Origin of the sequence: Kitasatospora sp. NPDC059146, from assembly GCF_042786665.1 — a bacterium.
In the GTDB taxonomy this organism is placed as follows: Bacteria; Actinomycetota; Actinomycetes; order Streptomycetales; family Streptomycetaceae; genus Kitasatospora.
Window position 1 is genome coordinate 1 of the sequence record NZ_JBHZCY010000062.1, and the last position, 24,950, is coordinate 24,950.

The 24,950-nt window shown below is 74.5% G+C and carries 24 protein-coding genes; 12 read left to right on the plus strand and 12 right to left on the minus strand.

The genetic code is table 11. The annotated features are described in order from the left end of the window. Positions 1–41: 41 nt before the first annotated feature. Entirely contained in the window at positions 42–1,076 is a 1,035-nt protein-coding gene (locus tag ACFXPX_RS24670; protein WP_380643319.1) for a methyltransferase, read from the minus strand. A 38-nt stretch (positions 1,077–1,114) separates the two neighbouring features. Next, positions 1,115–2,194 carry a nitrous oxide reductase family maturation protein NosD gene (locus ACFXPX_RS24675; protein WP_380643321.1) on the minus strand — a complete coding sequence of 360 codons (1,080 nt, stop codon included), beginning with the start codon at positions 2,192–2,194 and terminating at the stop codon, positions 1,115–1,117. 304 nt (positions 2,195–2,498) lie between these two features. Between ACFXPX_RS24675 and ACFXPX_RS24680 the strand changes: the two genes are divergently transcribed. Both ACFXPX_RS24680 and ACFXPX_RS24685 read left to right on the plus strand, forming a co-directional pair. Further along, positions 2,499–3,443 (plus strand): deoxyribonuclease IV, encoded by a 945-nt coding sequence (locus ACFXPX_RS24680; RefSeq protein WP_380591788.1) that lies wholly within the window; start codon positions 2,499–2,501, stop codon positions 3,441–3,443. Between the two features lie 98 nt (positions 3,444–3,541). Continuing rightward, entirely contained in the window at positions 3,542–5,629 is a 2,088-nt protein-coding gene (locus ACFXPX_RS24685) for an MMPL family transporter (RefSeq protein ID WP_380591790.1), read from the plus strand. A 69-nt stretch (positions 5,630–5,698) separates the two neighbouring features. On the opposite strand, the gene ACFXPX_RS24690 is transcribed toward ACFXPX_RS24685, so the two are convergent. Continuing rightward, positions 5,699–5,923 carry a hypothetical protein gene (locus ACFXPX_RS24690; protein WP_375885909.1) on the minus strand — a complete coding sequence of 75 codons (225 nt, stop codon included), beginning with the start codon at positions 5,921–5,923 and terminating at the stop codon, positions 5,699–5,701. A gap of 401 nt (positions 5,924–6,324) precedes the next feature. Here ACFXPX_RS24690 and ACFXPX_RS24695 point away from each other — a divergent pair, with 401 nt between their 5' ends. Both ACFXPX_RS24695 and ACFXPX_RS24700 read left to right on the plus strand, forming a co-directional pair. Next, the gene (locus ACFXPX_RS24695) at positions 6,325–7,797 is read left to right on the plus strand and encodes an amino acid permease (RefSeq protein WP_380643353.1); all 1,473 of its coding nucleotides are present in this window, start codon (positions 6,325–6,327) and stop codon (positions 7,795–7,797) included. A gap of 249 nt (positions 7,798–8,046) precedes the next feature. Continuing rightward, on the plus strand, positions 8,047–8,694 hold the full coding sequence (locus tag ACFXPX_RS24700; protein ID WP_380526764.1) for an HNH endonuclease family protein: 648 nt from the start codon (positions 8,047–8,049) through the stop codon (positions 8,692–8,694). Between the two features lie 82 nt (positions 8,695–8,776). Here the strand turns inward: ACFXPX_RS24700 and ACFXPX_RS24705 are convergent, their stop codons facing one another. Further along, positions 8,777–9,676 carry an SDR family NAD(P)-dependent oxidoreductase gene (locus ACFXPX_RS24705; protein WP_380643355.1) on the minus strand — a complete coding sequence of 300 codons (900 nt, stop codon included), beginning with the start codon at positions 9,674–9,676 and terminating at the stop codon, positions 8,777–8,779. Positions 9,677–9,832: 156 nt separating this feature from the next. Here ACFXPX_RS24705 and ACFXPX_RS24710 point away from each other — a divergent pair, with 156 nt between their 5' ends. Next, the gene (locus ACFXPX_RS24710; protein ID WP_375885901.1) at positions 9,833–10,501 is read left to right on the plus strand and encodes a TetR family transcriptional regulator; all 669 of its coding nucleotides are present in this window, start codon (positions 9,833–9,835) and stop codon (positions 10,499–10,501) included. Between the two features lie 14 nt (positions 10,502–10,515). Here ACFXPX_RS24710 and ACFXPX_RS24715 read toward each other — a convergent pair whose 3' ends face one another. The 3 genes from ACFXPX_RS24715 to ACFXPX_RS24725 all read right to left on the minus strand — a co-directional run bounded on the left by ACFXPX_RS24715 (position 10,516) and on the right by ACFXPX_RS24725 (position 14,179). Then, complete coding sequence (locus tag ACFXPX_RS24715; protein ID WP_380526766.1) at positions 10,516–11,835, minus strand: MFS transporter; 1,320 nt, start codon at positions 11,833–11,835, stop codon at positions 10,516–10,518. Next, positions 11,832–13,238: a hypothetical protein gene (locus tag ACFXPX_RS24720; protein ID WP_380643323.1), complete on the minus strand. Its 1,407-nt coding sequence runs from the start codon at positions 13,236–13,238 to the stop codon at positions 11,832–11,834. The genes ACFXPX_RS24715 and ACFXPX_RS24720 overlap by 4 nt, the downstream gene beginning before the upstream one ends. A 206-nt stretch (positions 13,239–13,444) precedes the next feature. Continuing rightward, entirely contained in the window at positions 13,445–14,179 is a 735-nt protein-coding gene (locus ACFXPX_RS24725) for an SDR family oxidoreductase (RefSeq protein WP_380643325.1), read from the minus strand. Between the two features lie 160 nt (positions 14,180–14,339). Here ACFXPX_RS24725 and ACFXPX_RS24730 point away from each other — a divergent pair, with 160 nt between their 5' ends. From ACFXPX_RS24730 to ACFXPX_RS24760, 7 genes are all read left to right on the plus strand, one after another. Beyond that, positions 14,340–15,173, plus strand: coding sequence for a helix-turn-helix transcriptional regulator (locus tag ACFXPX_RS24730; RefSeq protein ID WP_380643327.1), 834 nt, complete (start codon positions 14,340–14,342; stop codon positions 15,171–15,173). Positions 15,174–15,297: 124 nt separating this feature from the next. Further along, positions 15,298–15,486, plus strand: coding sequence for a YegP family protein (locus ACFXPX_RS24735; RefSeq protein ID WP_375885888.1), 189 nt, complete (start codon positions 15,298–15,300; stop codon positions 15,484–15,486). Positions 15,487–15,594: 108 nt separating this feature from the next. After that, positions 15,595–16,905, plus strand: a complete 1,311-nt coding sequence (locus tag ACFXPX_RS24740) for a glycosyltransferase family 4 protein (protein WP_380643329.1) — start codon at positions 15,595–15,597, stop codon at positions 16,903–16,905. Next, positions 16,902–18,098: a glycosyltransferase gene (locus tag ACFXPX_RS24745; protein ID WP_380643331.1), complete on the plus strand. Its 1,197-nt coding sequence runs from the start codon at positions 16,902–16,904 to the stop codon at positions 18,096–18,098. Before ACFXPX_RS24740 ends, ACFXPX_RS24745 begins: the two co-directional genes overlap by 4 nt. Beyond that, positions 18,073–18,957 carry an SGNH/GDSL hydrolase family protein gene (locus ACFXPX_RS24750; RefSeq protein WP_380591806.1) on the plus strand — a complete coding sequence of 295 codons (885 nt, stop codon included), beginning with the start codon at positions 18,073–18,075 and terminating at the stop codon, positions 18,955–18,957. The genes ACFXPX_RS24745 and ACFXPX_RS24750 overlap by 26 nt, the downstream gene beginning before the upstream one ends. A gap of 143 nt (positions 18,958–19,100) precedes the next feature. Further along, positions 19,101–20,339 carry an NUDIX domain-containing protein gene (locus ACFXPX_RS24755; protein ID WP_380643333.1) on the plus strand — a complete coding sequence of 413 codons (1,239 nt, stop codon included), beginning with the start codon at positions 19,101–19,103 and terminating at the stop codon, positions 20,337–20,339. Beyond that, positions 20,320–20,766: a DUF6188 family protein gene (locus tag ACFXPX_RS24760; RefSeq protein WP_380643335.1), complete on the plus strand. Its 447-nt coding sequence runs from the start codon at positions 20,320–20,322 to the stop codon at positions 20,764–20,766. Before ACFXPX_RS24755 ends, ACFXPX_RS24760 begins: the two co-directional genes overlap by 20 nt. A 29-nt stretch (positions 20,767–20,795) precedes the next feature. Here the strand turns inward: ACFXPX_RS24760 and ACFXPX_RS24765 are convergent, their stop codons facing one another. The 5 genes from ACFXPX_RS24765 to ACFXPX_RS24785 all read right to left on the minus strand — a co-directional run bounded on the left by ACFXPX_RS24765 (position 20,796) and on the right by ACFXPX_RS24785 (position 24,909). After that, positions 20,796–21,170, minus strand: coding sequence for a hypothetical protein (locus ACFXPX_RS24765; RefSeq protein ID WP_375885872.1), 375 nt, complete (start codon positions 21,168–21,170; stop codon positions 20,796–20,798). 123 nt (positions 21,171–21,293) lie between these two features. Next, a complete protein-coding gene (locus tag ACFXPX_RS24770; RefSeq protein ID WP_375885869.1) occupies positions 21,294–21,689 on the minus strand; it encodes a roadblock/LC7 domain-containing protein in 396 nt (131 codons plus the stop codon). A gap of 82 nt (positions 21,690–21,771) precedes the next feature. Then, entirely contained in the window at positions 21,772–22,821 is a 1,050-nt protein-coding gene (locus ACFXPX_RS24775; protein ID WP_380643337.1) for a hypothetical protein, read from the minus strand. 44 nt (positions 22,822–22,865) lie between these two features. Continuing rightward, positions 22,866–23,249 (minus strand): hypothetical protein, encoded by a 384-nt coding sequence (locus ACFXPX_RS24780; RefSeq protein ID WP_375886195.1) that lies wholly within the window; start codon positions 23,247–23,249, stop codon positions 22,866–22,868. A gap of 652 nt (positions 23,250–23,901) precedes the next feature. Continuing rightward, positions 23,902–24,909: an MsnO8 family LLM class oxidoreductase gene (locus ACFXPX_RS24785; RefSeq protein WP_380643357.1), complete on the minus strand. Its 1,008-nt coding sequence runs from the start codon at positions 24,907–24,909 to the stop codon at positions 23,902–23,904. Between the last annotated feature and the right edge of the window lie 41 nt (positions 24,910–24,950).

The window sequence follows — 24,950 nt, forward strand, 5'->3', positions numbered from 1 at the left end:
GGGTGGGGGAGCAGCGGCCGTCGGGCGTTCCGGGAGGGGGGTCAGCCGCGGACGGTGGACTCGAAGGCGTGGAGGTAGGGGTTGACGGGGCGGACGGCGGCGACGTCGAGGCCGGCCTCCTGCATGAGGTGGACCATGCTCTCCTCGGAGTGCTTGGCGCCGCCGACGTTGAGCATCAGCATCAGGTCCATCGCGGTGGTGAAGCGCATCGAGGGGCTGTTGTCGACGAGGTTCTCGACCACCACGACCCGGGCGCCGGGGCGGGCCACGGCGACCACGTTGGCGAGGGTGCGGCGGGTGCTGTCGTCGTCCCACTCCAGGATGTTCTTGATGATGTAGAGGTCGGCGCGCACCGGGATCTCCACCCGGCAGTCGCCGGGGACGAGGCGGGCGCGGGCCGAGAAGGCGCCGCCGTCCTGGAGGCGGCGGTCGGCGCCGGCGACCACCTTGGGCAGGTCGAGCAGGGTGCCGTGGAGGGCCGGGTGCTTCTCCAGCAGGCTGGCGAGGACATGGCCCTGGCCGCCGCCGATGTCGGCGACCGAGTCGATGCCGGTGAGGTCCAGGTACTCGGCGAAGTCCCGGGCGGACTGCCGGCTGGAGGTGGTCATCGCCTTGTCGAAGACCTTCGCCGAGTCGCCGGCGTCGCTGTGCAGGTAGTCGAAGAACTCCTTGCCGAACAGGTCGGGGAAGACGTTGCGGCCGGAGCGCACCGCCTCGTCGAGCTTCGGCCAGGCCTCCCAGGTCCACGGCTCGGTGCACCAGAGGGCGATGTGGCGGAGGGAGTTGGGGGCGTCGTCGCGCAGCAGGCGGGACATCTCGGTGTGTTCGAAGCGGTCGCCGCCGGTCTCCGCGAAGATCCCGTAGCAGGTGAGCGCGCGCAGCAGGCGGCGCAGCTGGCGGGGTTCGGTGTCGAGCTGCGCGGCGAGCTCGGTGGCGGTGGTCGGGGTGTCGCCGAGCACGTCGGCGACACCGAGCCGGGCGGCGGCGCGGACGGCGGCGGCGCAGGCGGCGCCGAAGACGAGTTCGCGCAGGCGCATCGCCGGCTGGGGGGTGGGGTTGACGGGGGCGGTGGTCATGGTGTGGTCCTTGTCGGTCGGGGACGTCAACGGGGGTGTCAGCAAAGGCCGGACGGCTCGGAGACCGCGCAGGTGTTGCGGACGAAGGAGTTGTCGGTGCCGGTGTCGCGGTCGGCGAGGTCGGCCGGGCGGTTGCCGCTGAGGCGGTTGTCGGCGATGGTCGCCCGGGTGTTGGGGATGCCGACGACGCTCTTGAACAGGACGATGCCGCCGGAGAAGTCGGTGGATCCGACGTTGTCGCGGACCTCGTTGTCGGTGACCCGGGTGTCCTCGGTGCCGGTGAGCACGATGCCCGCGCCCTGGATGGCGCCGAGGCGCGGATTGGCCGGGCAGAACTTGTTGTTGGCAACCACCCGGTTGCGCCGGACGTCGAGGTCCCCGGCGCGGGGCACGCCCTCGTCGCCGACCACGAAGACGCCGCCGCAGTTGCCGCTGATCTCGTTGCCCTGCACGGTGAGCACCCGCAGCCGGCGCACGGTGACGCCGACCCGGTTGCCGGTGAGCACGTTGTCCTCGACGACGGTGCCCCCGGTGTCGGGAGCGCCGCCCTCGCGGTAGGCGTAGTTGGCGAGGAAAACGCCGGACTGGCCGTTGTCGACGGAGCGGTTGCCCACGATGGTGGCCTTGGTGGAGATCTCCTGGCTGATGCCCTGCTGGGCGTTGTCGTGGACGTAGGTGTCGCGGACGGTCAGGCCGGTGGTGCCGCTGGCGTCGATGCCGTTCTTGCGGAAGCCGGTGACGGCGAGGGCCTCGACGGTGACCCCGGGCAGCGGGGCCTGCTCGGTGCCGACCACGCAGACGCCGTGCCCGGCGGTGGCGCAGGCGTTCTCGGTGCCGTCCCCGGGGGTGATCTCGGTGGCCGCTCCGGCGCCGCGCAGGGTGAGACCGGGGGTGGCGATGCGGACGCTGCCGCGGTAGCTGCCGGGCAGGACCTGGACCGTGTCGCCCGGGGCGGCGGCGTCGACGGCCTGCTGGATCGATTCGCCGGGCTGGACGAGGTGCAGGGTGCCTTCGGCGGCGTGGGCCGCGGGGGCGGCGGCCAGGGTGGCGAGAACGGTGGTCAGGGCGGTGGCGGCGGCGGTGGCCGCGGCGAGGTGGTGGACCCGGCGCGTGGGCATGAGTGGTGACCTGTCTTTCGGCGCGCGCGGTGGGGCGGTGGGCGCGCTGGTCGGCTGCGGGAGGGCGGAGGGGACGCTCCGACCCGGCGTGTGCGGGTGGTGACGTTCGGTGAGTACGGCCGAGTCGACGGTACGGTCGCCCCCGGGGGCCCGCCACCAGGGCTGGGCTGCCGGACTGACGGGCCGTCGGCCATTGGGACGGGTCCGGCGGTTCCCGCCGGGCGCGCCCCGGCGTGGCGTGCGCACCCGGCGCGGGGACGGGCCCGCGCGCCGTCGCCGGCCGGGACCGTGACATCCTCGGGGCATGAGCACCGCGACCGGACCGACCCCCGCCGCCCGCCGGAACCCGATCGGCGCCCACGTCCCGGTGGCCGGCCGGGGCCTGGCCGGGACGGGCCTGGCGTACGCGAACCGGGTCGGTGCCGAGACGGTGCAGGTGTTCGTGGCCAATCCGCGCGGCTGGGCCACGCCCGCGGGCAACCCGGCCCAGGACGAGGAGTTCCGTACGACCTGTGCCGAGCAGGGCATCCCGGCCTGGGTGCACGCGCCGTACCTGATCAACTTCGGCTCGGACAACCCGGCCACCCGGGAGCGCTCGGCCGACTCGCTGCGGCACTCGCTGCACCGCGGCCACGCGATCGGCGCGCTCGGCGTCGTACTGCACACCGGCTCGGCGGTCGGCACCGCGCCCGGCGGCGGTTCGCGCCGGGCCGAGGCGATGGCGCAGGTGCGCGCCGACGTCCGGCCGCTGCTGGACGAGCTGGACGCGCTCGGCGACGACGCGCCCTGGCTGCTGCTGGAGCCCACCGCCGGCCAGGGCAGCTCGCTCTGCTCGCGGCTGGAGCAGCTGGCCGAGTACGTGGAGGCGCTGGACGGGCACCCCAAGGTCGGCGTCTGCCTGGACACCTGCCACGCCTTCGCCGCCGGGCACGACCTGGCCGCCCCCGGCGGGGTGACGGCCGCGCTGGACGCCCTGGCCTCGGCCGCCGGTCCGGGCCGGCTGCGGCTGATCCACGCCAACGACTCGGAGGACGTGGTCGGTGCCCGCAAGGACCGGCACGCCAACATCGGCGCCGGGATGATCGGCGCGGAGCCGTTCCGCGAGCTGTTCGAGCACCCGGAGACGGCCGGGGTGCCGCTGCTGGTGGAGACCCCGGACCGCAAGCACGGCGGGGACGGCACCGGGCACGCGATGGACATCGCGGTGCTGCGGGAGCTGCGCGAGCGGGCGGCCGTACCGGTGTCCTAGCGGACGGCCGTGCCCGTGACCTGGCGGACGCCCGGAGCTGCCGGTCCGGCGGGGCGGTGGCAGGCTGGAACGAGTCACTGCGACCTGGGGGTGGATGCATGTCCACGACTCGGAAACTGGCCGCGCTGCCCTGCGGGCGCCGGGGCAAGTGGGTGGTGCTGGCTCTGTGGCTGGTGCTGCTGATCGCGCTCGGCCCGCTGGCCGGGAAGCTGATGGGCGCCGAGGACAACCAGGCGTCCAGCTGGCTGCCGGGCAACGCCGAGTCCACCCAGGTGCTGAACGAGCAGCGGGCCTTCCAGCCGGTGGACACCGCCCAGGCCGTCGTCGTCTACCAGCGGACCACCGGCATCACCCCCGCCGACCGGGCCGAGGCCGCCCGGCAGGCCGTCGGGTTCGCCGCCGTCCCGCACGTGGTCGGGCCGGTCATCGGCCCGGTGCTGTCCGCCGACGGGCAGGCGATGCAGACCGTCGTGCCGATCGACGTCGGCACCAACGGCTGGAACGACCTCAAGCCCGCCGTGGACACCCTGCGGCAGACCGCGACCGCCGACAGCCACGGCATGACCACCCACGTCACCGGCCCCGGCGGGATCGCCGCCGACCAGGCCAAGGCCTTCGCGGGCATCGACGGCTCGCTGCTCGCCGCCACCGTCGGCGTGGTGATCGTCCTGCTGCTGCTCACCTACCGCAGCCCGGTGCTGTGGCTGCTGCCGCTGCTCTCCGCCGCCGGTGCGCTGACCGTCTCCCAGGCCTTCATCTACCTGCTGGCGAAGCACGCCGGGCTGACCGTCAACGCGCAGAGCGCCGGGATCCTGATCGTCCTGGTGCTGGGCGCGGGCACCGACTACGCCCTGCTGCTCACCGCCCGCTACCGGGAGGAGCTGCGCCGGCACGAGGACCGGCACGAGGCGATGGCGTACGCCCTGCACCGGGCCGGGCCCGCCGTGCTGGCCTCCTCGGCCACCGTGGTCGCCTCGATGCTGTGCCTGCTGATCGCCCGGATGAACTCCACCCGCGGCCTCGGCCCGGTGCTGGCGATCGGTGTCGTGGTGGCCCTGGCCGCGATGCTGACGCTGCTGCCCGCGCTGCTGGTGCTCGTCGGCCGCTGGGTGTTCTGGCCGGTCAGACCGGACTACGGCACCCCGGAGCCGACCCGGACCGGCCGCTGGGCGCACGTCGGCGCCTGGATCGGACGGCGCCCGCGCAAGGTGTGGGTCGGGACGGCGCTGGCGCTCGCGGCCTGCTGCGTGGGGCTGGTCTCGCTGAACGCCAACGGGCTCAGCACGGCCGCCTCCTTCACCGGCAAGCCGGACTCGGTGGTCGGCCAGCAGGTGCTGGAGCAGCACTTCCCGGGCGGGACGGGCGCACCGCTCACCGTGGTCTCCGCCGCGGCCGGCGCCCCGGCCGTACGGGCCGCCGCGCAGTCCACCGCCGGGATCGCGGCCACCTCGCCGCCGGTGGTGCGGGACGGGCGGGCCCTGTTCCAGGCCACCCTGACCGACCCCCCGGACAGCCAGGCCGCCAAGGACACCGTCGACCGGGTGCGCACCGCCGTGCACGCCGTACCGGGGGCGGACGCCAAGGTCGGCGGGAACACCGCCGTCGTCCTGGACGCCGGGCGGGCCGCCGGGGACGACAACCGGGCGATCATCCCGCTGGTGCTCGGAGTGGTGCTGCTGATCCTGGCCGTACTGCTGCGGGCCGTCACCGCGCCGCTGGTGCTGATCGCGACCGTGGTGCTCTCGTACGCGGCGGCGCTCGGGATCAGCTCGCTGTTCTTCGCCCACGTCTTCCACTTCCAGGGCGAGGACAACGCGTTCCCGCTGTTCGTCTTCGTCTTCCTGGTGGCACTCGGGATCGACTACAACATCTTCCTGATGACCCGGGTACGGGAGGAGTCCGCCCACCACGGCACCCGGCGGGGCGCGCTGATCGGGCTGTCCGCGACCGGCGGGGTGATCACCTCGGCAGGGCTGATCCTGGCCAGCACCTTCGCGGTGCTGGGGACGCTGCCGGTGGTGGGGCTGGCCGAGATCGGGTTCGCGGTGGCGCTGGGGGTGCTGCTGGACACCCTGGTGGTGCGCTCGGTGCTGGTCACCGCGCTGACCATGGACCTGGACCGGCACATGTGGTGGCCGGGGCGGCTGTCCCGGCGTCCCGGGGCGGATGCGAAGACGGAGACGTAGGCGGACGGACGGCCGTGAGCCCGGGGACCGCTACGGGCGGTCCCCGGGCTCAGCTGCGGATCAGCCGGATCAGCAGTCGCCGATGCAGTCGTCCTCGGTGTGCGAGTGAGCGTTCAGCCAGCTGGCGTGCGGGCCGAACAGGCCGACACCCGCCGAGCCCGACTCCAGGCTCTGCCCGGTCGACGCGTGCGACCCGTGCCAGGCCGCCATCGCCGGCGCCGGCGCCGCAAGGGCCGCGGCACCCGTCACCACGGTGATCACGGCGAACTTGCGGATGTTCCCACGAAGCGACATCTGATGTCCTCTTGGTTGGTCTCTGGTCGTCAACCCGCGCCCCCGAACGGCCAGTTCGAGCCGGTCCGAAAGGCCGGGCGGCGCTCCACCGGGGAGCGCCGGGCCAAGGTTGGCACACGAACCCGCAGGCGGCGCGCGCGTCGCGGCCGCGCTGAGTCATTCGGGTGACACATCTCCCCCGGCCGGACGAACGTGCTCGTACATCCGCATTCCGGGTCGAACGCCCTCGCGGGGCGCACCGGACGAGTGCCGGTCCGACAGGCGTACGACCGTAAGTCTTGCGGTGTTCCCTCGGGCGAAATGAACAAATACCGTCGATTTGGTGCAAGGTGCCGCCCGGTCTGAGCATGAACGGTCGCTCCACCGAGCGCAGGCAGGACCACGAAAGGCGCACCACCCTCATGCAGACCAGCCCCGCCGCGACCCGGCAGGCGAACCCGCAGGCGACCCCGCACGCGACCCGACCGAGCAGCCCGGAGACCCCGGACCAGGCTCCGGCTCCTGGTTCGGCTCCGGCTCCGGCTCCGGCGAAGAGCGGCCGCTTCGGGCTGCCCGTCGCCACCGCCCTGGTGATGGGCAACATCATCGGCGGCGGCATCTTCATGATCCCGGCCGCCGTGGCGCCCTTCGGGACGGTCAGCCTGCTCGCCTTCGCCGTCATCACCGTGGGCTCGATCGCGCTGGCGCTGGTCTTCGGGCAGCTGGCCCGCCGCAACCCGCGCACCGGCGGGCCGTACGTCTACGCCCGCGAGGCCTTCGGCGACTTCGCCGGCTTCCTGTCGGCGTGGTCGTACTGGATCACCGCCGTGGTCAGCAACGCCGCGCTCGCCGTGGCGGCCGTCGGCTACCTGGACGTGCTGCTGCCGATGCACCACGACGTCGCGCTGGAGATCACCGCCGCACTGGTCCTGCAGTGGCTGCCCGCACTGGCCAACCTGGCCGGCACCCGGTACGTCGGGGCGGTCCAACTCGTGTCCACCGTGCTCAAGTTCATTCCGCTGCTGCTGATCTCGGTGGGCGGACTGTTCTTCTTCGACCCGAAGAACGTCGGCCCCTTCGAGGCCAGCGGCCAGGGCTGGATGGGCGGCATGACGGCCGCCGCGGCGATCCTGATGTTCAGCTACGTCGGCGTCGAGTCGGCCGCGATGAGCGCCGGCCAGGTCCGCGACCCGGAGCGCAACGTCGGCCGGGCCAGCGTGCTCGGCACCAGCGGCGCCGCGGTGGTCTACCTGCTGGGCACCCTCGCGGTGTTCGGCACCGTCGCGCACCAGCAACTGGTCGACTCCAGCGCGCCGTTCTCGGACGCCGTGAACGCCATGTTCGGCGGCACCTGGGGCGGCGCGGCGATCGCGGTCGCCGCGCTGGTCTCGATGACCGGCGCGCTCAACGGCTGGACCCTGCTGGCCGCCCAGGCGCCGTACGCGGCCGCCGGGGACGGGCTCTTCCCGGCCGCCTTCGGCAAGGAGAAGCGCGGCGTGCCGACCTTCGGCGTGCTGGTCAGCGTGGCGCTCGCCTCGGTGCTGACCGTCGTCAACTTCGCCAGCGGCGCCAAGGGCGCCTTCGACGTGCTCGTCCTGATCACCACGTTCACCGCCGTCGTGCCCTACCTGCTGTCCACCGCCGCCCAGTTGTACTGGCTGGTCCGCGGCGCCACCGACAAGGTCGACGGCACCCGCCTGGTCCGCGACGCGGTGCTCGGCCTCGGTGCCTTCGCCTTCTCGATCTGGCTGCTGGCCGGGGCCGGCTACGCCGCCGTCTACCAGGGCGTGTTGTTCCTGTTCGCCGGCATCCTGGTCTACGTCTGGCTGGCCGGCCGTCGCCACCGCCAGGAGCAGCAGGACCAGGAACAGGCGCGGCAGGAACAGGTGAACTGACCGCCGACCTCGGCGAGGTCGGCGAGGTCGGCACGACGAAGGGCCGAGGGCCCGGGACGCACAGCCGCGTCCCGGGCCCTCGTCGCGTCCGGGCCGGGTGCGAACGGCCCCCGGGAGTGCCGGACTTGTCCGTACCCGTCCGATGTCCACGAGGATTTCACTCCCGGGGTCTACCCGCGTAGCCGCGAAGCCGACACACTGGCGCACGCAACTCATCAGTCAATCCGATCTTCTGATGGAGCGTTCGCCATGGCCCTCACCGGATCCATACGCCGGTTCCTGTCCTGCCTGCCGGCCGCCGCCGCCCTCGTCGCCGCGACCGTGGTCGCCGGCGGCAGCCCGGCCCAGGCCGCACTGCCGACCCCGATCTCCGCCGCCACCGCCCGGCTCTACCTCGACGGGATGACCGCGACCCCCGAGACCCACGCGGACAGCTACGACAGAACCCTCTTCCCCACCTGGATCAAGATCAGCGGCAGCTGCGACACCCGCAAGTGGATCGTCAAGCGGGACGGCACCGACGTCACCACCGACACCTCCTGCAAGGCCACCAGCGGCAGTTGGACCTCGCCGTACGACGGCGCCACCACCACCAACCCGTCCACCTTCGACGTGGACCACCTGGTGCCGCTCTCCGAGGCCTGGGCCTCCGGCGCCTGGGCCTGGACCACCGCCCAGCGCCAGGCCTTCGCCAACGACGTCACCCGCCCCCAGCTGGTCCTGGTCTCCGCGAGCAGCAACCGCTCCAAGGGCGACCGCGACCCGGCCGAGTGGCTCCCCCAGGCCTCCTACCGCTGCACCTACGCCCGCGCCTGGGTGCAGGTGAAGCAGTACTACGGGCTCGGCGTGGACAGCACCGAGAAGACCGCGCTCACCGGCATCCTCGACAACTGCTGACCCGCCGAACGTCGGGGACGGGTGCCGGACCCGGGCGCCCGTCCCCGGGCCGGACCCACTCGCCCCCTGACCCCGGCCCCGCTCACCCCTCCGAGTCCGCGGGGAAGGCCACCGGGTAGGGCTCGGTGAAGTCGGCCGAGCGGGAGACCTCGCGCCACCGGCTGTCCTCCTCCAGCAGCCGGCGGTCCTGCGCGATCGAACCCTCGGCCGCGTTGACCCCCAGCGGCAGGTGGTCCGGGACATCGCGGCGCCCGGCCATCCGCACCAGGATCTCGGCAGCCCGGTCCGGGTCACCGGCAGCGCCGTCCACACCCTTGCGCAGCCGCTCGTTGACCGCGCCGACCGTTCCCGCGTAGGCCTCCGGGACCTCGTGCACCACCATCGACGCCCCCGCCCAGTCGGTACGGAAGCCGCTCGGCTCGACCACCAGCACCTTCACGCCGAACGGCGCGAGCTCGGCCCGCAGAACCCGGCTGAACCCGTCGATGGCGAACTTCGCCGCCTGGTACGAGGCGATGCCCGGCGAACCGCCGACCCGCCCGCCCACCGAGGAGAACTGCATCACCAGGCCCCCCTTCTGCTCGCGCAGCAGCGGGATCGCAGCCTTGGTGACGTGGTAGACGCCCCAGAAGTTCGTCTCGAACTGGGCCCGGAAGTCGGCGTCCTCGGTGGTCTCGATCGGCGAGACGTTGGCGTACCCGGCGTTGTTGACCAGCACGTCGATCCGGCCGAAGGCCTCCCGCGCCTGGGCGACGGCCGCCCGGGCCGCCGCCGGATCGGTGACGTCGAGCGCCACCGGGCGGACGCGCTCGCCGAACTCCTCGACGAGGTCGGCCAGCTGCTCCGGCCGCCGGGCCGTCGCGACCACCAGGTCACCGGCCTCCAGTGCCGCGCGCACCAGGCTCCGGCCGAAGCCGCGCGAGCTGCCGGTGACGAACCAGACCCGCGCCTCGGGGCGGCGTGCGCTCTCCGCGTTCTCCATGCTCTCCGCGCTCTTCGTGCTCTTCGTGCTCTCCATGACTCTCCTCCGCGTTCTCCGGCGTGCCGTGTCGTGCCGTGCCATTAGTAGAACACTGTTGCGCTAATAGTGCAACGCCGTTGCGGTAATACGGCAACGGCGTTGCCCTACCATGGGTGGATGGCAGACACACCGGAGTTCCAGCGCGCACGCTCGCCCGAGGCCAAGCGCCGACGCGAAGCCGCGATCCTGGAAGCGGCCGCGGCACTCGGCCGCGAGCGCGGCGTCAGGGAGATCACCCTGACCGACATCGCCTCCGCCGTCGGCATGCACAAGTCGGCCCTGCTGCGGTACTTCGAGACGCGCGAGGAGATCTTCCTGCGCCTCACCGCCGAGGGCTGGGCCGAGTGGTCGCAGGCCCTCACCGCGCGGCTGCGGGAGACCGGGGACCCGAGCCCGGCGACCGTCGCCCGGGCCTTCGCCGCCACCCTCGCCGAGCGCGGGAGCTTCTGCGACCTGCTCGCCCACGCACCGCTCAACCTCGAACGCCACGTCTCCGTCGACGCGGTCCGCGAGTTCAAGCTCGCCACGGTCGCCGCCCGCGAACCCGTCACCGCCGCGCTACGGGAACAACTCCCCACTCTCGACGACCAGGACGTCACCGACCTGTTCGCCACCGCCGTCTCCCTCGCCGGCGCCATGTGGCAGATCGCCAACCCGGGCCCCGAGGTCGCCGCCCTCTACCGCAGCGACCCCCGCCTCGCCCACGCCGTCGTCGAGGTCGAACCCCGGCTCGCCCGCATCCTCACCGCGACGATCACCGGCCTGGCCGGGAAGTCCGAGGGCTAGGGTCCGTCCCGCGTTCAGTCGGCCGGCCGGGACGGGAAGGCCCGCAGCGTCCGGAGGTCCGCGGTCGCGATCAGGGGCAGGCAGGAGAGCAGGCCGATCCCGGCGATCGTCCACAGCGTGGGGCGGGTGCCGAGGACCGAGCCGAGGTAGCCGCCGGCCAGTGCCCCGAGCGGGCGGGTGCCCCAGATGGCGAACCGCACGGAGGCGTTCATCCGGCCTTGCAGGCCGGTGGGGGTGATGGCCTGGCGCAGGCTCACCTGGCCGATGTTGTAGACGGTGATGCCGCAGGCCATGATGCCGGTCGCGACGCCCAGGGTCGGCACGGCACGGGCCGGCGCCGCGGTCGCGAGCACCAGCACGGCGATCCCCGACATGGACTTGGCCGCGACCAGGACGGGGCCGAGGCCCACGCGCCGGATGACCCGGCCGCTGAGCGTGGCCCCCAGCAGCGCACCGCAGTTGCCCATGCTCAGGGCCAGCCCGAGCTCCCCCGGCGAGAGCCGCAGGTCGCGCAGCGCGTACGCGGTCAGGACGGCGCCCAGCGCGCCGCTCAGGCCGACGAGATTGCTGATGCCCGTGGCCAGGGTCAGCGAGCGCAGGGTCCGGTGGCCGAAGACGAACCGCAGCCCCTCGGCGATCCGGGTGCGCATCCGCTCCCTCGTCCGCGGCACCGGCACCCGGGGCGTCCGGATGAGGCAGAGGAGCAGCGCGGACACCAGGTAGCTCACCGAGTTGACGGCCAGGACCAGGGGCGCGGCGACGGTCTGCAGCAGCAGGCCGCCGATGCTGGGGCCCGCCAGCTCCGCCGTCGAGCGGGAGAACTCCAGCCGGCTGTTGCCGTCCGGGGTCTGCTCCCGCGCCACGACCGTCGGCAGGAACGCCTGGTCGGCGATGTCGAAGAAGACCGTGCACAGCCCGATGGCGAACCCGACCGCGCAGAGCAGCGGCACGCTCAGCACCCCGGCGAGGTGGGCCGCCGGCAGCAGGGCGATGGTCACGGCCCGGCCGACGTCCGCCACGACCATCACCCGCCGGCGGTCCCACCGGTCGAGCAGCGCGCCCGCCGGCAGGCCGACCAGGAGGAACGGCAGGGACTCCATCGCCGAGACGAGTCCCAGCTGGCCGGTCGAGGCGGACAGGGTCGTCAGGGCGAGCACGGGGATGACGAAGAACGTGATCCGCGTCCCGAACTCGCTGACGGTGTGCGCCGCCCACAGGACCTGGAAGTTCCGCTGCCGCCAGACGCTGACCAGCGGTCCCGGCCGCGGCCGGGACCGGGGCCGGGCGGGAGCGGCCGGCCCCGGGGGCGGGACCACCTCGACCGGCCGGCTCACAGGTACAGCGGGTGCGGCCGTCCGGAGCCCGCGACGTTGTGGCGCTCCCCGTAACCGGCGCGGGAGAAGGCCGAGACCAGCCGGCCGTCGACGGCGCCCAGGGCCACGTCGTGGCGGGGGGCCGGCCCGTCCACGACCCCGAGGAGGTCGGGGCTGGTCACGTACTCCTGGACGAGCCAGCCCTCGGCGCCCGCGAGGTCGACGGCGGCCTCCCAGGCCGGTGCGTCGGCGGCCTCCCGGCCGATCACCACACCGTTGCCGCGGGTGTCCAGCGGGCGCTTGAGGACGTAGCGGTCGCGGTCGCGGACGACCGCGCGCAGCGTCGCCGCGTCGCAGTGCGCGAGGTTGCGCGACCACGGGATCGCCGGACGGACCCGGCGGTAGTCGGCGGCGTCGAAGAGGTGGGCGAAGCGCGGGTCGGAGAGCACGGCGAGGCACAGCTTGTTGTCGCCGATCAGGCGTCCGCGCAGCCCGTTCTGCACGAACAGCCGGCCCTCGCGCACGGCCTCCAGGTAGGACGCCGCGCCGTCGCCCATCCGCAGCAGGTCCTGGATGCCGACCTTGGCGAACGCGTGCCGCACCGCCTCCCCGCGTACGACGACGCCCCCGCGCCCGTCGAGCGAGATCTCGCGCGGGTCCGCGTGCAGGACCCGGACGCCCAGGGCCGTCAGGGCGGTGTCGTAGTCACGGGTGTCGGCGCGGTAGCTGCCGTCCGGGCAGAGCAGGGCCACCGTCTCCGGACGGGTCCCGGTGTGCTGCTCCGCCAGGCGCAGCAGCCAACTCCCCGGCCAGAGCGGGTCGTCGGCCGGCAGCGGGCCCGGCACGTCGACGCCGTGCCGGGCCAGCAGCGACCGCCAGGCCGCCCGGCCCCGGCCGGCCCCGGGCAGGCCCCCGGGGCAGTTGGCGTTGGTCTCCAGCACCCGCAGCGTGCCGTCGGCCTGGGGCAGCAGGTCGATCCGCAGCAGGTGCACCCGGGTGTCGCGGGCGGCGTCCACGTGCTCGCGCAGCACCTGGGGAAGCGTCAGCACCTCGCGCAGGTCGCGGTCGTGGTCCCAGGCCGCCACCAGCGTCTCGATCACCCGGTGGTACGAGGCGACGAACGCGTCCAGCTCGCCGCGCAGCTGCGGGCGCACCCGCAGCGGCAGCCCCTGCGGCTGCGGCTGCGCCCGGACGATCTCGAAGACCTGCGACTCGGCGAGCTCGCGCCCCTCGGCCGTCCGCGCGATCGCGACGACCTCCCGGGTGAACTCCTCGTCCAGCCCGGGCCAGGTGTACCCGCCGGCCCTGGGCCCGTCCGGGGACGGCACGTGGGGGCGGGCCGGCATGACCGTGGTCGTGCCGGTCGGCCCGCCGACCGCGCCCTGGTCGCCGCCGGGGCCGCCGGGGCCGGGAATCGACTGCATGATCCGGTGTCCTTCCGCAGTTGGGAGGCGTGCGCCCGCGCCCCGCCACGGCCGGTGCACACACGTGATCCCGGAGTATCCAGCCAGCCGCGGACGACTCGGTGGACCGCAGCGCGCGGTTCGTCAGATCGAGTGAGGGGACCGGACCCGCACAGGACTGCCTGCACCGGTCGGTCCGCGTCGCCCCGCCCACCGACGCGGACTGGTCACTGGGCGCTCGCCGCGGGGCGGACCACCAGCTCGTTGACGTCGACCGCCCGGGGCTGGGACACCGCGTAGGCGATGGCCCCCGCCGCCGCGGAGGCGGGAATGGCCACGGCGCGGTACGCCTTCATGGCCTCCCGCGCGGCGGGGTCCGCGATGCCGTCGGCGAGTTCGGACTCGGTCACGCCGGGAGAGACGAGGGTGACCCGGATGTCGCCGGCCGACTCCTGGCGCAGCCCTTCGGAGATCGCTCGGACGGCGAACTTGGTGGCGCAGTAGACGGCGGCGGTGGGCGAGACCTCGTACGCGCCGACGGACGCGATGTTCACGACGTGCCCGCCGCCCTGGGCCCGCATCACGGGCAGCGCGGCGGCGATGCCGTGCAGGACTCCCCTCACGTTCACGTCGATCATGCGGTCCCACTCGTCCGTCCTCAGCGCCTCCAGGGGCGACAGCGGCATCACTCCGGCGTTGTTGACCAGGACGTCGACCCGGCCGTAGCGCTCACCGGCGGCGGCCACGAAGGCCCGGACGTCGGCGGCGTCCGTGACGTCGAGGCGCCGGAACGCCGCGGTGGCGCCCGCGGCGGTCAGCTCGCCGGTGAGCGCGTCGAGGCGGTCGGTGCGCCGGGCCCCGAGGAACAGCCGGTGGCCGTCGGCGGCGAGCCGGCGGGCGGTGGCCTCCCCGATGCCGCTGCTCGCCCCGGTGACCAGTACGACCTTGGATGTCTGCGTCATGCCTGCTTCTCCTCCTGGTGGAGCACGGGGTTCGTCGACGGATGCGGATCCGTTCCGCCGGACCGAGTCTGGGCGGGGCTCGGGCGACCGACCAGGACGTGTCCTGCCTGGGTGCGGTACACCCAGGCAGGGCCCGGTCGGCGCCACCTAGGGTGAGGGCGTGACCGACAACCACCTGGGAGAGTTCCTACGCGCACGCCGCGCGGCCCTGCGGCCGCAGGACGCCGGCGTGGCGAGCCACGGGGTGCGCAGGGTCGCCGGACTGCGCCGGGAGGAGGTCGCCGTCCTGGCCGGGGTGAACGCGGACTACTACACCCGCCTGGAACAGGGGCGGGAACGCCACCCGTCGGCCCAGGTCCTCGACGCGCTCGGCCGCGCCCTGCGGCTCGACCCGGACGGGCAAGCGCACCTGCACCAGCTGGCGGGGACGGTGCCGGGCAGCCGGTTCGCCCACACCACCGACCTGGTCGGCCCCGCCCTGCGCCAGCTGCTGGACGGCTACCCCGCCGCCCCGGCCTTCGTCATCAACCGGACCCTGGACGTCCTGGCGGCCAATGCCCTGGCCGAGGCCCTGCACTCGCCCTTCGAGCGGATGGACAACCTCGCCCGGATGGCCTTCCTCGACCCGGCGGGCCGGCAGTTCCACGAACGGTGGGGCCACACGGCCCAAGCCGTCGTGGGCCATCTGCGGCAGGCCGCCGGGCTCGACCCGGACAGCCCCCGGCTGCGCGCGCTCGTCCGCACCCTCACCGACCACAGCACCGACTTCACCCGGCTGTGGAACACCCACGCCGTACGCGGAAAGACCCAGGAGGCCAAGCACTTCCTCCACCCGGACGTCGGCCCGCTGACCCTCACCTACCAGGCCTTCGACGTGCGCGACGCTCCCGGCCAGCAACTGGTCGTCTACCAGGCGGAGCCCGGCAGTTCCAGCGCCCAGGCCCTCGCCCTGCTCGGGTCCCTGCGCGCCACCGCGAACCGCGCCGCCGGCTGAGCCGGAGGTCGGCTCCGCGACTCGAACGGTCGCCACCCGGCTGGGTCAACTGGCGAGCGTTCCAACGGATTTGGGCCTACGGTGCGGTCCCAGGGGGGCCATCGAGCGAAAGGCTGTTGACGGCATGGCTGGGAAGTTCGAGCTGTACACGGACGAGAGCGGGATGCACCGGTTCCGGCTCAAGGCGAGCAACGGGACCGTCGTGGTGACCGGTGACCCGCAGGAGAGCAAGGACGACTGCCTGAAGAGCATCGAGTCGATCCGTAAGCTCGCGCCGTACGCGGAGCTCAAGGAGGCGGCCGGGTCGATGTGACGCGGCGGTGCCGGGGCGCGGGTCGGCGGTGCAAATCGCCGACCCGCGTTCGCTTGTACGACAGATCCCTTTGGCCGGGTGCACGCCGTGCGCGGAGACAACACAGGCATGCGCGTCGCCATCGTCACCGAATCCTTCCCTCCCGAGGTCAACGGAGTCGCCCACAGCGTGCTGCGGACGGCCGAGCACCTGCTCCGTCGGGGCCACCGGCCCCTCGTCGTCACCCCCGCACCGGCCCGGGGCGCCCAGTGCCCGCCGCAGACCTTCGGCTCCGGCGCCGACGCGGAACGGATCCCCGTCGTGCGGATCCCGTCGGTGCCGCTGCCCGGGTACCCGCAGGTGCGGATCGCCCTGCCGAGCCGGCAGCTGGCGGCCGCGCTGGCCGGGCACCGGCCCGACATCGTCCACCTGGCCAGCCCGTTCGTCCTGGGTGCGCGCGGCATGCAGGTCGCGGCCCGGCTCGGCGTGCCCGCCGTCGCCGTCTACCAGACCGACCTCGCCGGGTACGCCCACGCCTACCGGGCCGGACGCGGGCTCGGCGAGGCCGCCGCCTGGCGGCGCATCCGGGCCGTGCACCGGGCCGCCGCCCGCACGCTGGCGCCGTCCACCCCCGCCGCCCAGGACCTCACCGCGCACGGGGTGCCCCGGGTCCAGCTGTGGCCGCGCGGGGTGGACTCGGTGCGCTTCCACCCCCGGCACCGGGACGAGGCGCTGCACCGGGCCCTCGCCCCCGGCGGGGAGGTGCTGGTCGGGTACGTCGGGCGGCTGGCGCCCGAGAAGCGGGTCGACCTGCTGGCCGCCGCCTCAGCGCTGCCCGGGGTGCGGGTGGTGGTGGTCGGGGACGGCCCCTCGGCGCCCGGCCTCAGGGCCGCCATGCCCGGCGCGGTGTTCCTCGGGCGCCGCACCGGCGAGGAACTCGCGCGATGTTTCGCCACCCTCGACGTGTTCGTCCACACCGGCCCGCTGGAGACCTTCTGCCAGACCATCCAGGAGGCGATGGCCAGCGGCGTCCCCGTGATCGGCCCGGCCGCCGGCGGCCCGCTCGACCTGGTCTCCCACCACCGCACCGGACTGCTGGTGCCGCCCCGCGACGGCACGGCGGTCGCCCGGGCCGTCGCCGAACTGGCCGCCGACCCGGCCCGGCGGGCCCGGTACGGGCAGGCCGGACGGGCCGAGGTGACCGCCCGGACCTGGGAGGCGGTCGGGGACCTGCTGCTGCGGCACTACGCCGAGGTGCTGGCGGAGCACCGGGGGGTGGGGGTGGCTCCTTCGGCGGCTCCGTCCGGGGTCGGGGCCGAGGTCGGGATCGGGGCCGGGACCGAGGTCGAGGTCGAGCCCGGGTCGCCGGGGGCGTCGGCCGGGACGGTGGTGCCGGTGCTGCCCGTGCTGCCCGTACTGTCGGAGGAGTTGCCGGCATGACTGCGCCGCCCCGCGGCGGGCCGCTGACCATCGTGCGGCTCGCCAACTTCGTCACCCCGGTCTCCGGCGGCCTGCGCACCGCGCTGCGCCACCTGGGCGCCGGGTACCGGGCCGCCGGACACCGGCCCGTCCTGATCGTGCCCGGCGAACGGCGCACCGAGGAGGACACCGAGCAGGGTCTGGTGATCACCCTGCCCGGCCCGGTGCTGCCGGCCAGCGGCGGGTACCGGCTGCTCGCCGACCGACGGGCGGTCGCCGCCGAACTGACCCGGCTCGGCCCCGACCGGCTGGAGGTCTCCGACCGCACCACCCTGCGCTGGACCGGCGCCTGGGCCCGTCGGCACGGGGTCCGCTCGGTGATGGTCTCGCACGAGAGCGCCACCGGAGTGCTGCGGACCTGGGGCCTGCCCGGCCCGCTCGCCGCCGCGGCCGCCGACCGGCTCAACGCGGCCACCGCCCGCGGCTACGACTCGGTGCTCTGCACCACCGACTGGGCGGCGGCCGAGTTCCGCCGGATCGGCGTGCCCAACCTGGTCCGGGCCCCGCTCGGGGTCGACCTGGCGGCGATGCGCCCGCTGCCCACGGCCGTACGGGCGCTGGAACGGGCCCGGTACGCAGCGCCCGGGGACGTCCTGCTGGTGCTCTGTTCCCGGCTCTCCGCCGAGAAGCGGCCCGAACGCGCCGTCGAGGCACTGGCCCGGCTGCGGGCGCGGGGGCTCCCCGCCGTCCTGGTGGTGGCCGGGACCGGACCGCTGCGGTCCCGGCTCGCCGCCCGGGCCGCCCGGCTGCGGCTGCCCGTACGCTTCCTCGGGCACCTGAACGGGCGGGCGGAGCTGGCCGCACTGCTGGGCAGCGCGGACGTGGTGCTGGCCCCCGGACCGGTGGAGACCTTCGGACTGGCCGCCCTGGAGGCACTGGCCTGCGGCACCCCCGTCGCGGTCAGCCGCTCCTCCGCGCTGCCCGGCCTGATCGGGCCCGCCGGGATCGCCGCCGCCGACACCGGGGCCGGATTCGCCGCCGCCGTCACGGAGTTGCTCCGCCGACCGGAACCGGCCCGGCGGGCCGCCGCCCGGGCCCAGGCCGAACGGTACGGCTGGTCGGCGGCGGTGGCCGCCTTCCTGGCCGCGCACGGGGCCCGGACCGCCGATGCCACCGGGAGGAGTGGGGATGAGCGTGCTCGACGCGGGGCCTGACCGGACCGCCGACGACCAGCCCACCGCGGGCGAACTGCTGCGCTTCGTCGCGCTCGGCGACTCGCTCACGGAGGGCGTCGGGGACCAGGTCGGCGAACGGTGGCGCGGCTGGGCCGCCGTCCTCGCCCGGTCACTGGCCCCCGAGGGCCAGGACGTCGAATTCGCCAACCTGGCGTACAGCGGCGCACTGACCGCAGATCTGACGACTCGTCAACTCCCGGCGGCACTCGCCCTTCGGCCCCAGCTGGCGGCGGTCCTGGTCGGCGGCAACGACACCCTGCGGGCCGGCTTCGACATCCGCCGCACCACCCGGGAACTCGACGCCACCCTCGGCGAACTCTCCGGCCACGGCGCCGTCCTGCTCACCGCCTGCCTGCCCGACCCCGGCACCCTCCTCCGGCTCCCCGCCCCGCTCGCCCGACCACTGGCCCGACGGATGCGCGCCGTCAACACCGTCGTCCACGCCCTCACCACCCGGCACCGGGCCGTCCACCTGCACATCGCCGAACTGCCCTGGTGCGAGCAGCGCGGCCTGCTCAGCGTCGACCGCCTCCACCCCAGTGCCGAAGGACACCACCTGATCGCCCGCCGCTTCCACGAACTGCTCGCCACCCAGGGCCACCCCCTCGGCCCGCCACCCGCCGCCGAACCCGTCGAACCGCCGCCCGGCCTCGCCGCCGACCTGTGGTGGATGGCCACCCGCGGCACCCGCTGGCTCGCCGCCCGCAGCACCGACCTCCTACCGGGCCTGCTCGCCCTCGCGGCCGTCGAAGGCGCCGCCCGCCTCCGCGGATCGAGCGCCCGGCACGACGAACAGATGGCCCGAGCGGCCGCCCAGGCCCTGGCCTCCCTGGGGTGACGGCCCGCCGGGCGGGGCCGGGAGGGCAGGTCGGGCGGCGGTGCGGGGGCGTGTCCCTTCCGGGTGGTGGTCGGGGTGGGCGGGAACCATCGGGCACGTGGGGATGTCGTCCCCCGGGAGATGAGCGGGTGGAAGGAGTCGGGGTGGAGGGAGTCGGGGTGGAGGCGTCGGGTGCGGCGGGACGAGAGATGATGGCGGCCGCCGGGGTGCTGTTCCCGGACGGGCGGGGGCGGGTGCTGGTGGTGCGGCTGCCGTACGACCGGAAGCATCCGGTGGCGATCCCGGGTGGCGGGTGGGAGCCCGGCGACCGGTCGCCGCGGGAGACGGCGTTGCGGGAGATCGCCGAGGAGCTGGGGTTCACGCCCCGGCTGGGAGCGTTGGCGTGCGTCGACTGGGCGATGTCCCCGAGCCGGCCGCCGATCGTGGCCTACCTGTACTGGGCCGAGGCGTTGACGCCGGAGCAGGTGTCGGCGATCCGGCCGGACGCGGCGGAGGTCGGCGGCTGGGTCTGGCTGACGGCGGAGGAGGCCGGGCACGCCCTGCCGCCGCGGCTGTCCCGCCGGGTGGCGGCCTGTCTGCGGGCGCCGCGGGAGGCCGGGCCCCTGGAGCTGGAGGACAGCCGGCCGGTGGGGCACACCCTGGGGGCGCTGCCCGCCGAGGGGCCCGTGCCGGAGTACACCGGGCTGGCCGCCGCGCCAGGGCTGGGGTCGGGGCCGGGGTCGGGGCCGGGGTCAGCTGCGGGGCAGCCGTCGGAGGCGCCGGAGCCGCTGGAGCCGCCGATGGACCGGGACACCTACTACGCCACCCGGCCGCGGATCCGGGCGAAGGCGCGGGCCCTCTTCACGGACGGTGACGGCCGGGTGCTGCTGGTGCGGCTGCGGCCGTGGGACGGGCCGCGCGGGCGGGTGCCGTACTGGACACTGCCGGGCGGCGGGGTGGAGGCGGACCGCGAGACGCCCCGCACGGCGGCGGGGCGGGAGATCCGCGAGGAACTGGGCTGGGAGGTCGAGCCCGGGCGGCTGCTGGCGTTGGACTGGCTGCCGGGGGCGGCGGCCGATCCCGGGGCCGGTCCCGCGACCGACCCTGCGACCGGTCAGGACACCGCCGTGCTGGTGTACGTCTACGACGGCGGCGCGGTGACGGAGGAGTCGCTCGGCACGATCGTCCTCCAGGAGCAGGAACTGGTGGAGTGGCGGCTGTGCGACCCGGCCGAGGCGCGGACGCTGCTCTCCGGACCGTCCTGGGACCGGGTGGCCGCGGCCCTCGCGGCCCGGGAACGGGCGGGCGGACCGGTCGAGCTGGTACGCGGACGGCCGGTCGGTCCCGTGGTTGGGAACGCGTCGGCCGGTGAAGACTGGGAGCATGCAGAACACGATCACTGAGGTGCTGGCCGGCCGGACGGTCGAGGCGGTCAGCGGAGGCGACCGGCTGGACCTGCGGCTCGACGGGTCGGTGACCGTACGAGTGGTGCACGAGTTCCGCTTCGCGGCGCCGTCCTTCACCACGCCGGAGGAGGTCGGGCACTTCTTCCCCGCGCTCACCTTCCGGCCGACGCCCACCCTGCTGGCCCTGGTCGGCCGGACCGTCGGCACCGCCCGGATCACCCTGGCCGGCGGCCTGGAGCTGGGTTTCACGGAGGGCGGTGAGCTGTCCGTCCCGCCGCACGCGGTGCTCGCGCCGTGGACCGTGCTGAGCGCCGAGGGGGCGGTCTGCGCGGGGCTGGCCGGCGGGGAGGTCCAGTGGGCACCGCCGGACGGGGCACGGCTGGACGGGGCCGGGCCCGGCGGGGCGGGGCCCGGCGGGGCGTGAGCCGCCGCCGGGGCCGTGCCGGTGCCCGGTCAGACCTCCAGGTCGGCCTCGATCTTGACCAGCTGGTGGCGGGCCATCGCCAGGTTGGCGCGGCCCTTGTCCAGTGCCAGGTAGAGGAACAGGCCCTTGCCGGTGCGGCCGGTGAGCGGGCGGATCAGGTGGTACTGGGTGCTCAGCGTGATGAGGATGTCCTCGATGCCGTCCTGGAGGCCGAGCATGTCCATGGTGCGCATCTTGGCGCGCATCACGTCGGTGTTCCCGGCCGCGGCGACGTTGAGGTCGAGGCCGCCGGGGCCGTCGAGGGTGGCGAGCGCCATGCCGCTGTTGTAGTCCACCAGGGCCGCGCCGATGGCGCCCTCGATGACGGTCATGGCCTGCTTGAGCGCGCCGGCTGCGTCGGTCATTCTGATCAACTCCTGTGGGTCGGTTGGTCGGTGGGTCGGTAAGTCGACAGGTTGGTCGGTGGGTGGGTCAGTGGGTCGGTGGGTCGGTACGGGGGCGGGCGGGGCGTTCGGTCCCGGGACGGGTCAGAGCGCGTCGCGCGGGTCCTTCGGCACCAGGGCGTCGTTGAGCAGTTCGGCGATGTGCCGGGCACTGCGGCGGCCCTCCAGGTGGAGCCGGCCGACGTTGACGTCCGGGAGCGCCAGCAGGGTCAGCACACAGCTGCCGCCGGCCGCGTAGGTGGCGACGTAGCCGTGCTCACCGCGCACCACGGACTCACGGAACTCCCCCTGCCCGGTGGTGTCGGCGAGCCGCTGGGCGAGCGAGAGCGAGGCCGCCGTCATCGCGGCCAGGCCCGAGGGTTCGGTCCCGTGGGTGTCGTGCGCGACCAACAGGCCGTCCACGCTGGCCACCAGCCCGCCCGCGAGGTGCGGGACGCGACGTTTGACGGCGCGGAGTTCGGCGAGCAGCTCGGTCTCCAAGGCGATCAGTTGTCTCCTTCCGACACGCTGCTTGAGTGCCCGCCTCATGGCCGGTACGGCGGGGTCGCGGGCGGGGAGTGACTCAAAGTCGGGCCTCCAGAAGGTCTCGGACCCGGGTCAGCAGCGCGATGTCCGGGTCGGGGACGGTCAGCGGGTGGGCCGCTGCCGTGGTGGGCGGTCGGTCGGAGCGCGTGGGGGCGGGGGCTACGGGGACTGCGGGGCCGGTCGTTGCTGCGGAGCCGGTCGTTGCCGCGGGGCCGGTGCTCGGGAGGCCCCGGAGGGTGGCTCCGGGGACCCTGCGGTGCAGGCCGCTGCCAGGCCGGGAGGGTGCGGCGGCCGAGAGGACGGGGTCGGCGACCGGGCGGACGGGGTCGGCAGCCGGGCGGGAGGGTGCGGCGGCCGGCGCGGCGTGCCGGGGGGTGTCGAGCAGTCCGGCGGCGGCCAGGCGGCGGATGTCCGCCGTCACGCCGAAGCCGGAGCGGCCGAGCAGCCGGGCCAGGTCCGCCGGGGTTCTTCGGCCGTCGGCGTGGTCCAGCAGTTCGCGCCGCCGACGGCCGGGCGGGCGGTGGGAGGGCGATCGGCTGTGCTCGACCGGCCGGACCGGCGCGGTGTCGAGCTGCGGCCAGGGCCAGATCCGGTCGAGGAGTCGGTGCCGGCGCTCGACCTCGCGACCGAGCCGCGCCGGGTCGACCGGCGTCACCGTGCCGAGCCAGTGCCGGGCCTCGGACTCGAACCGCCAGGTGCCGCCGGCCCGGTCGGCGAGCACGAAGTAGGCGGCGTCGAACAGCGTTCCCAGGTGGCCGAGTTCGAGTTCGCCGCGGGTGAGCAGCTGCCGGTCGACCAGTGCCTCGCCGACCCGCCCCTGCGGGCCGTGGCGGTGCAGGAGGTCGGCCCACTCCTCGGGGGTGAGCCGACCGCAGCCGGTGAGCAGGTCGGCCAGGCCGGGCGCGCGGGGGGACTCCGCGGCGGCGACCTGGCCGTCGACGAGCCACAGGATGCCGAGCGGGCCGTGCAGGGCCCCGGTGGCGCGGCGGGCGGCGAGCAGGGCGACGGCCTCGCCCGGGGTCCTCGGCGCGGCGGGTTGGACGTGGTGGTCGGCGGCCTCCACCAGGGGCGTGTACGGGGCGGCCACGCGGTCGGCTGGCCGGAATGCGACGGTCGGTGCGGGCCTCGTGTTCACCCCAGCACCAGTTCCTCGGCGAGGGCCTGGAGGCGGAACCGGGCCGCGGCGAGGTTGCCCGACTCGCGGTCGAGCCAGAGGTGCAGGACGAGCCGGCTGTCGAAGACGGTGTCGATGAAGCGGATCAGGTGGTAACTGCGGCCCGCAGTGACGATGATGTCCTCCAACGGGGAGCGCCGGTCCTCCGCCGCGGTGAAGGTCTGGCTCTCAACGGCCGCGCGCACCAAGTCGGTTGCCTCGGCGGCAGCGGTCTCGTGTTCGCCGACCGGGCTTTCGCCCAGGCTCCCGAGGGCGAGTCCGCTGCTCCAGTCGACCAGGCTCGCCGAGCGGGCTCCGGCGATCGCCATCGCTCCGGAGAGACATTCGTCGATACCCGGCACACCGGCTCCTTCGAGGGGGTCTGGGGGTGGCCGGGCGCAGCGCAGATCCGGCCGGATCGCCACCAGCAGTGGCAGGTTCGACACGGAAGGCTACTGCCGGTTTCCGTATGACGAACATTCCAATGGCATATTCACACCAGCTACGGCGACTTCCGGCCAAGGTGCGACGATCCACCGGCTCGACCGGAGCGGCAAAACTGCTGGCCGCCCGGCCGCCGCAGACCGTCACTCGTCGGCCACCTGGTACGGGACCTTGGCCGATACCGGATCGCCGCCCGGAGTTTCGCCAGCGAAAGTGCGATAAGAGGACTCGGCGCACACCAGGGCCGAGGACGGTGCACAGCCGGACATGACGAAGGGGCCCGTTCCCTTGACGGAACGAGCCCCTTCGGATGGAGCGCCAGGCCCGGATCGCACGGACTCTTCCTACTGAAAGTAGGACGTGCTCTGGTAGCACCGCTGACGCATGTTCAAGGGTTCCGGGATCTCCGTTTCGGAAGATCATTTCCCCTCGACGAGAAGAACAGTAGCAGGCCATCGGGCCTGGTCAGAAATCCGCCGGGACGGCCGGGGAGCGGTGGAGTGGGCGGTCGCGCGGGCTGCGGAACGGGCGGCGCGGCAGGCGGCGCGGCAGGCGGCGGGCCGCAGCCGGTCAGAGCAGGCCGACGGCCTCGGCGAGCAGCCGGTACGAGTCGAGCAGGGCCGTCCGGTCGTAGGTACTGGTGGCGATCAGGACCTCGTCCGCACCGGTGCGTGCCACCAGGGCGGACAGCTCGGCGGCCGCCTGCTCCGGGGTGCCCGCGATGTGGCCCTTGAGCGACTGCTCGAAGGCCGCCCGTTCGCGCGGGCTCATCGTGCGCGCCCGGATCTCGGCGGCCGGGGCCAGCGGCGGGAACTCCCCGTGGGTGCGGGAGTAGGCGCCGGCCCAGGCCTCCGGGAGGAGGAGGTCATGGGCCCGCTCCTCGGTCTCGGCCACCGCGACCGTGCCCGAGACCACCACGTACGGTTCGGCGGCCTGCGCGGAGGGGCGGAAGCGGCTGCGGTAGCCGTCGAGCGCGGCGAGCATCCGCTCCTCCCCACGTGCGGCGGCGATGACCAGCGGCAGCCCGGCCTCGGCGGCCAGCTCGGCGCCCGCGCCGGTGGCCAGCACGAAGGCCGGCACGTGCAGGCCCTCGGCCGGGCGGGCGTGGACGCCGCGGTGCACCTGTTGGGAGCCGTCGAAGTACCCGAGCAGCTCGGTCAGCTGGCCGCCGAAGTCCTCGGCCGCGTCCTTCTCGCGCCCGAGCGCCCGCCGGACGCCGTCGGTGAAGCCCACCGAGCGGCCGAGCCCCATGTCGATCCGGCCCGGGAACAGCGCCGCCAGCACCCCGAACTGCTCGGCCACCACCATGGGCCGGTGGTTGGGCAGCATCACCCCGCCGGTGCCGACCCGGATCCGGCTGGTGGCCGCCGCGACCGCCGCGGCGAGGACCGTGGGCGCCGACCCGGCCACCCCGGGCACGCCGTGGTGCTCGGAGACCCAGAAGCGGTGGTAGCCCAGCCGCTCGATCTCACGCGCGAAGGCCACGGTGTCGCGCAGCGCCTGCGCCGGCTCCTCGCCCTGCCTGGTCCGGGAGCGGTCGAGGACGGAGAGCCTGGTCGCGGGCGTAGCGCTGGTCACGTGGGTGGACAACACCCACCCGCCGTACGGGCATTCCCCGC

Coding starts and splice junctions, on each gene's coding strand:
- ACFXPX_RS24745 (WP_380643331.1), top strand. CDS start 16,902: ATGACTGCGCCGCCCCGCGGCGGGCCGCTGACCATCGTGCGGCTCGCC.
- ACFXPX_RS24690 (WP_375885909.1), bottom strand. CDS start 5,923: ATGTCGCTTCGTGGGAACATCCGCAAGTTCGCCGTGATCACCGTGGTG.
- ACFXPX_RS24765 (WP_375885872.1), bottom strand. CDS start 21,170: ATGACCGACGCAGCCGGCGCGCTCAAGCAGGCCATGACCGTCATCGAG.
- ACFXPX_RS24700 (WP_380526764.1), top strand. CDS start 8,047: ATGGCCCTCACCGGATCCATACGCCGGTTCCTGTCCTGCCTGCCGGCC.
- ACFXPX_RS24670 (WP_380643319.1), bottom strand. CDS start 1,076: ATGACCACCGCCCCCGTCAACCCCACCCCCCAGCCGGCGATGCGCCTG.
- ACFXPX_RS24680 (WP_380591788.1), top strand. CDS start 2,499: ATGAGCACCGCGACCGGACCGACCCCCGCCGCCCGCCGGAACCCGATC.
- ACFXPX_RS24735 (WP_375885888.1), top strand. CDS start 15,298: ATGGCTGGGAAGTTCGAGCTGTACACGGACGAGAGCGGGATGCACCGG.
- ACFXPX_RS24675 (WP_380643321.1), bottom strand. CDS start 2,194: ATGCCCACGCGCCGGGTCCACCACCTCGCCGCGGCCACCGCCGCCGCC.
- ACFXPX_RS24760 (WP_380643335.1), top strand. CDS start 20,320: ATGCAGAACACGATCACTGAGGTGCTGGCCGGCCGGACGGTCGAGGCG.
- ACFXPX_RS24750 (WP_380591806.1), top strand. CDS start 18,073: ATGAGCGTGCTCGACGCGGGGCCTGACCGGACCGCCGACGACCAGCCC.
- ACFXPX_RS24685 (WP_380591790.1), top strand. CDS start 3,542: ATGTCCACGACTCGGAAACTGGCCGCGCTGCCCTGCGGGCGCCGGGGC.
- ACFXPX_RS24720 (WP_380643323.1), bottom strand. CDS start 13,238: ATGCAGTCGATTCCCGGCCCCGGCGGCCCCGGCGGCGACCAGGGCGCG.
- ACFXPX_RS24725 (WP_380643325.1), bottom strand. CDS start 14,179: ATGACGCAGACATCCAAGGTCGTACTGGTCACCGGGGCGAGCAGCGGC.
- ACFXPX_RS24710 (WP_375885901.1), top strand. CDS start 9,833: ATGGCAGACACACCGGAGTTCCAGCGCGCACGCTCGCCCGAGGCCAAG.
- ACFXPX_RS24695 (WP_380643353.1), top strand. CDS start 6,325: ATGCAGACCAGCCCCGCCGCGACCCGGCAGGCGAACCCGCAGGCGACC.
- ACFXPX_RS24740 (WP_380643329.1), top strand. CDS start 15,595: ATGCGCGTCGCCATCGTCACCGAATCCTTCCCTCCCGAGGTCAACGGA.
- ACFXPX_RS24705 (WP_380643355.1), bottom strand. CDS start 9,676: ATGGAGAACGCGGAGAGCGCACGCCGCCCCGAGGCGCGGGTCTGGTTC.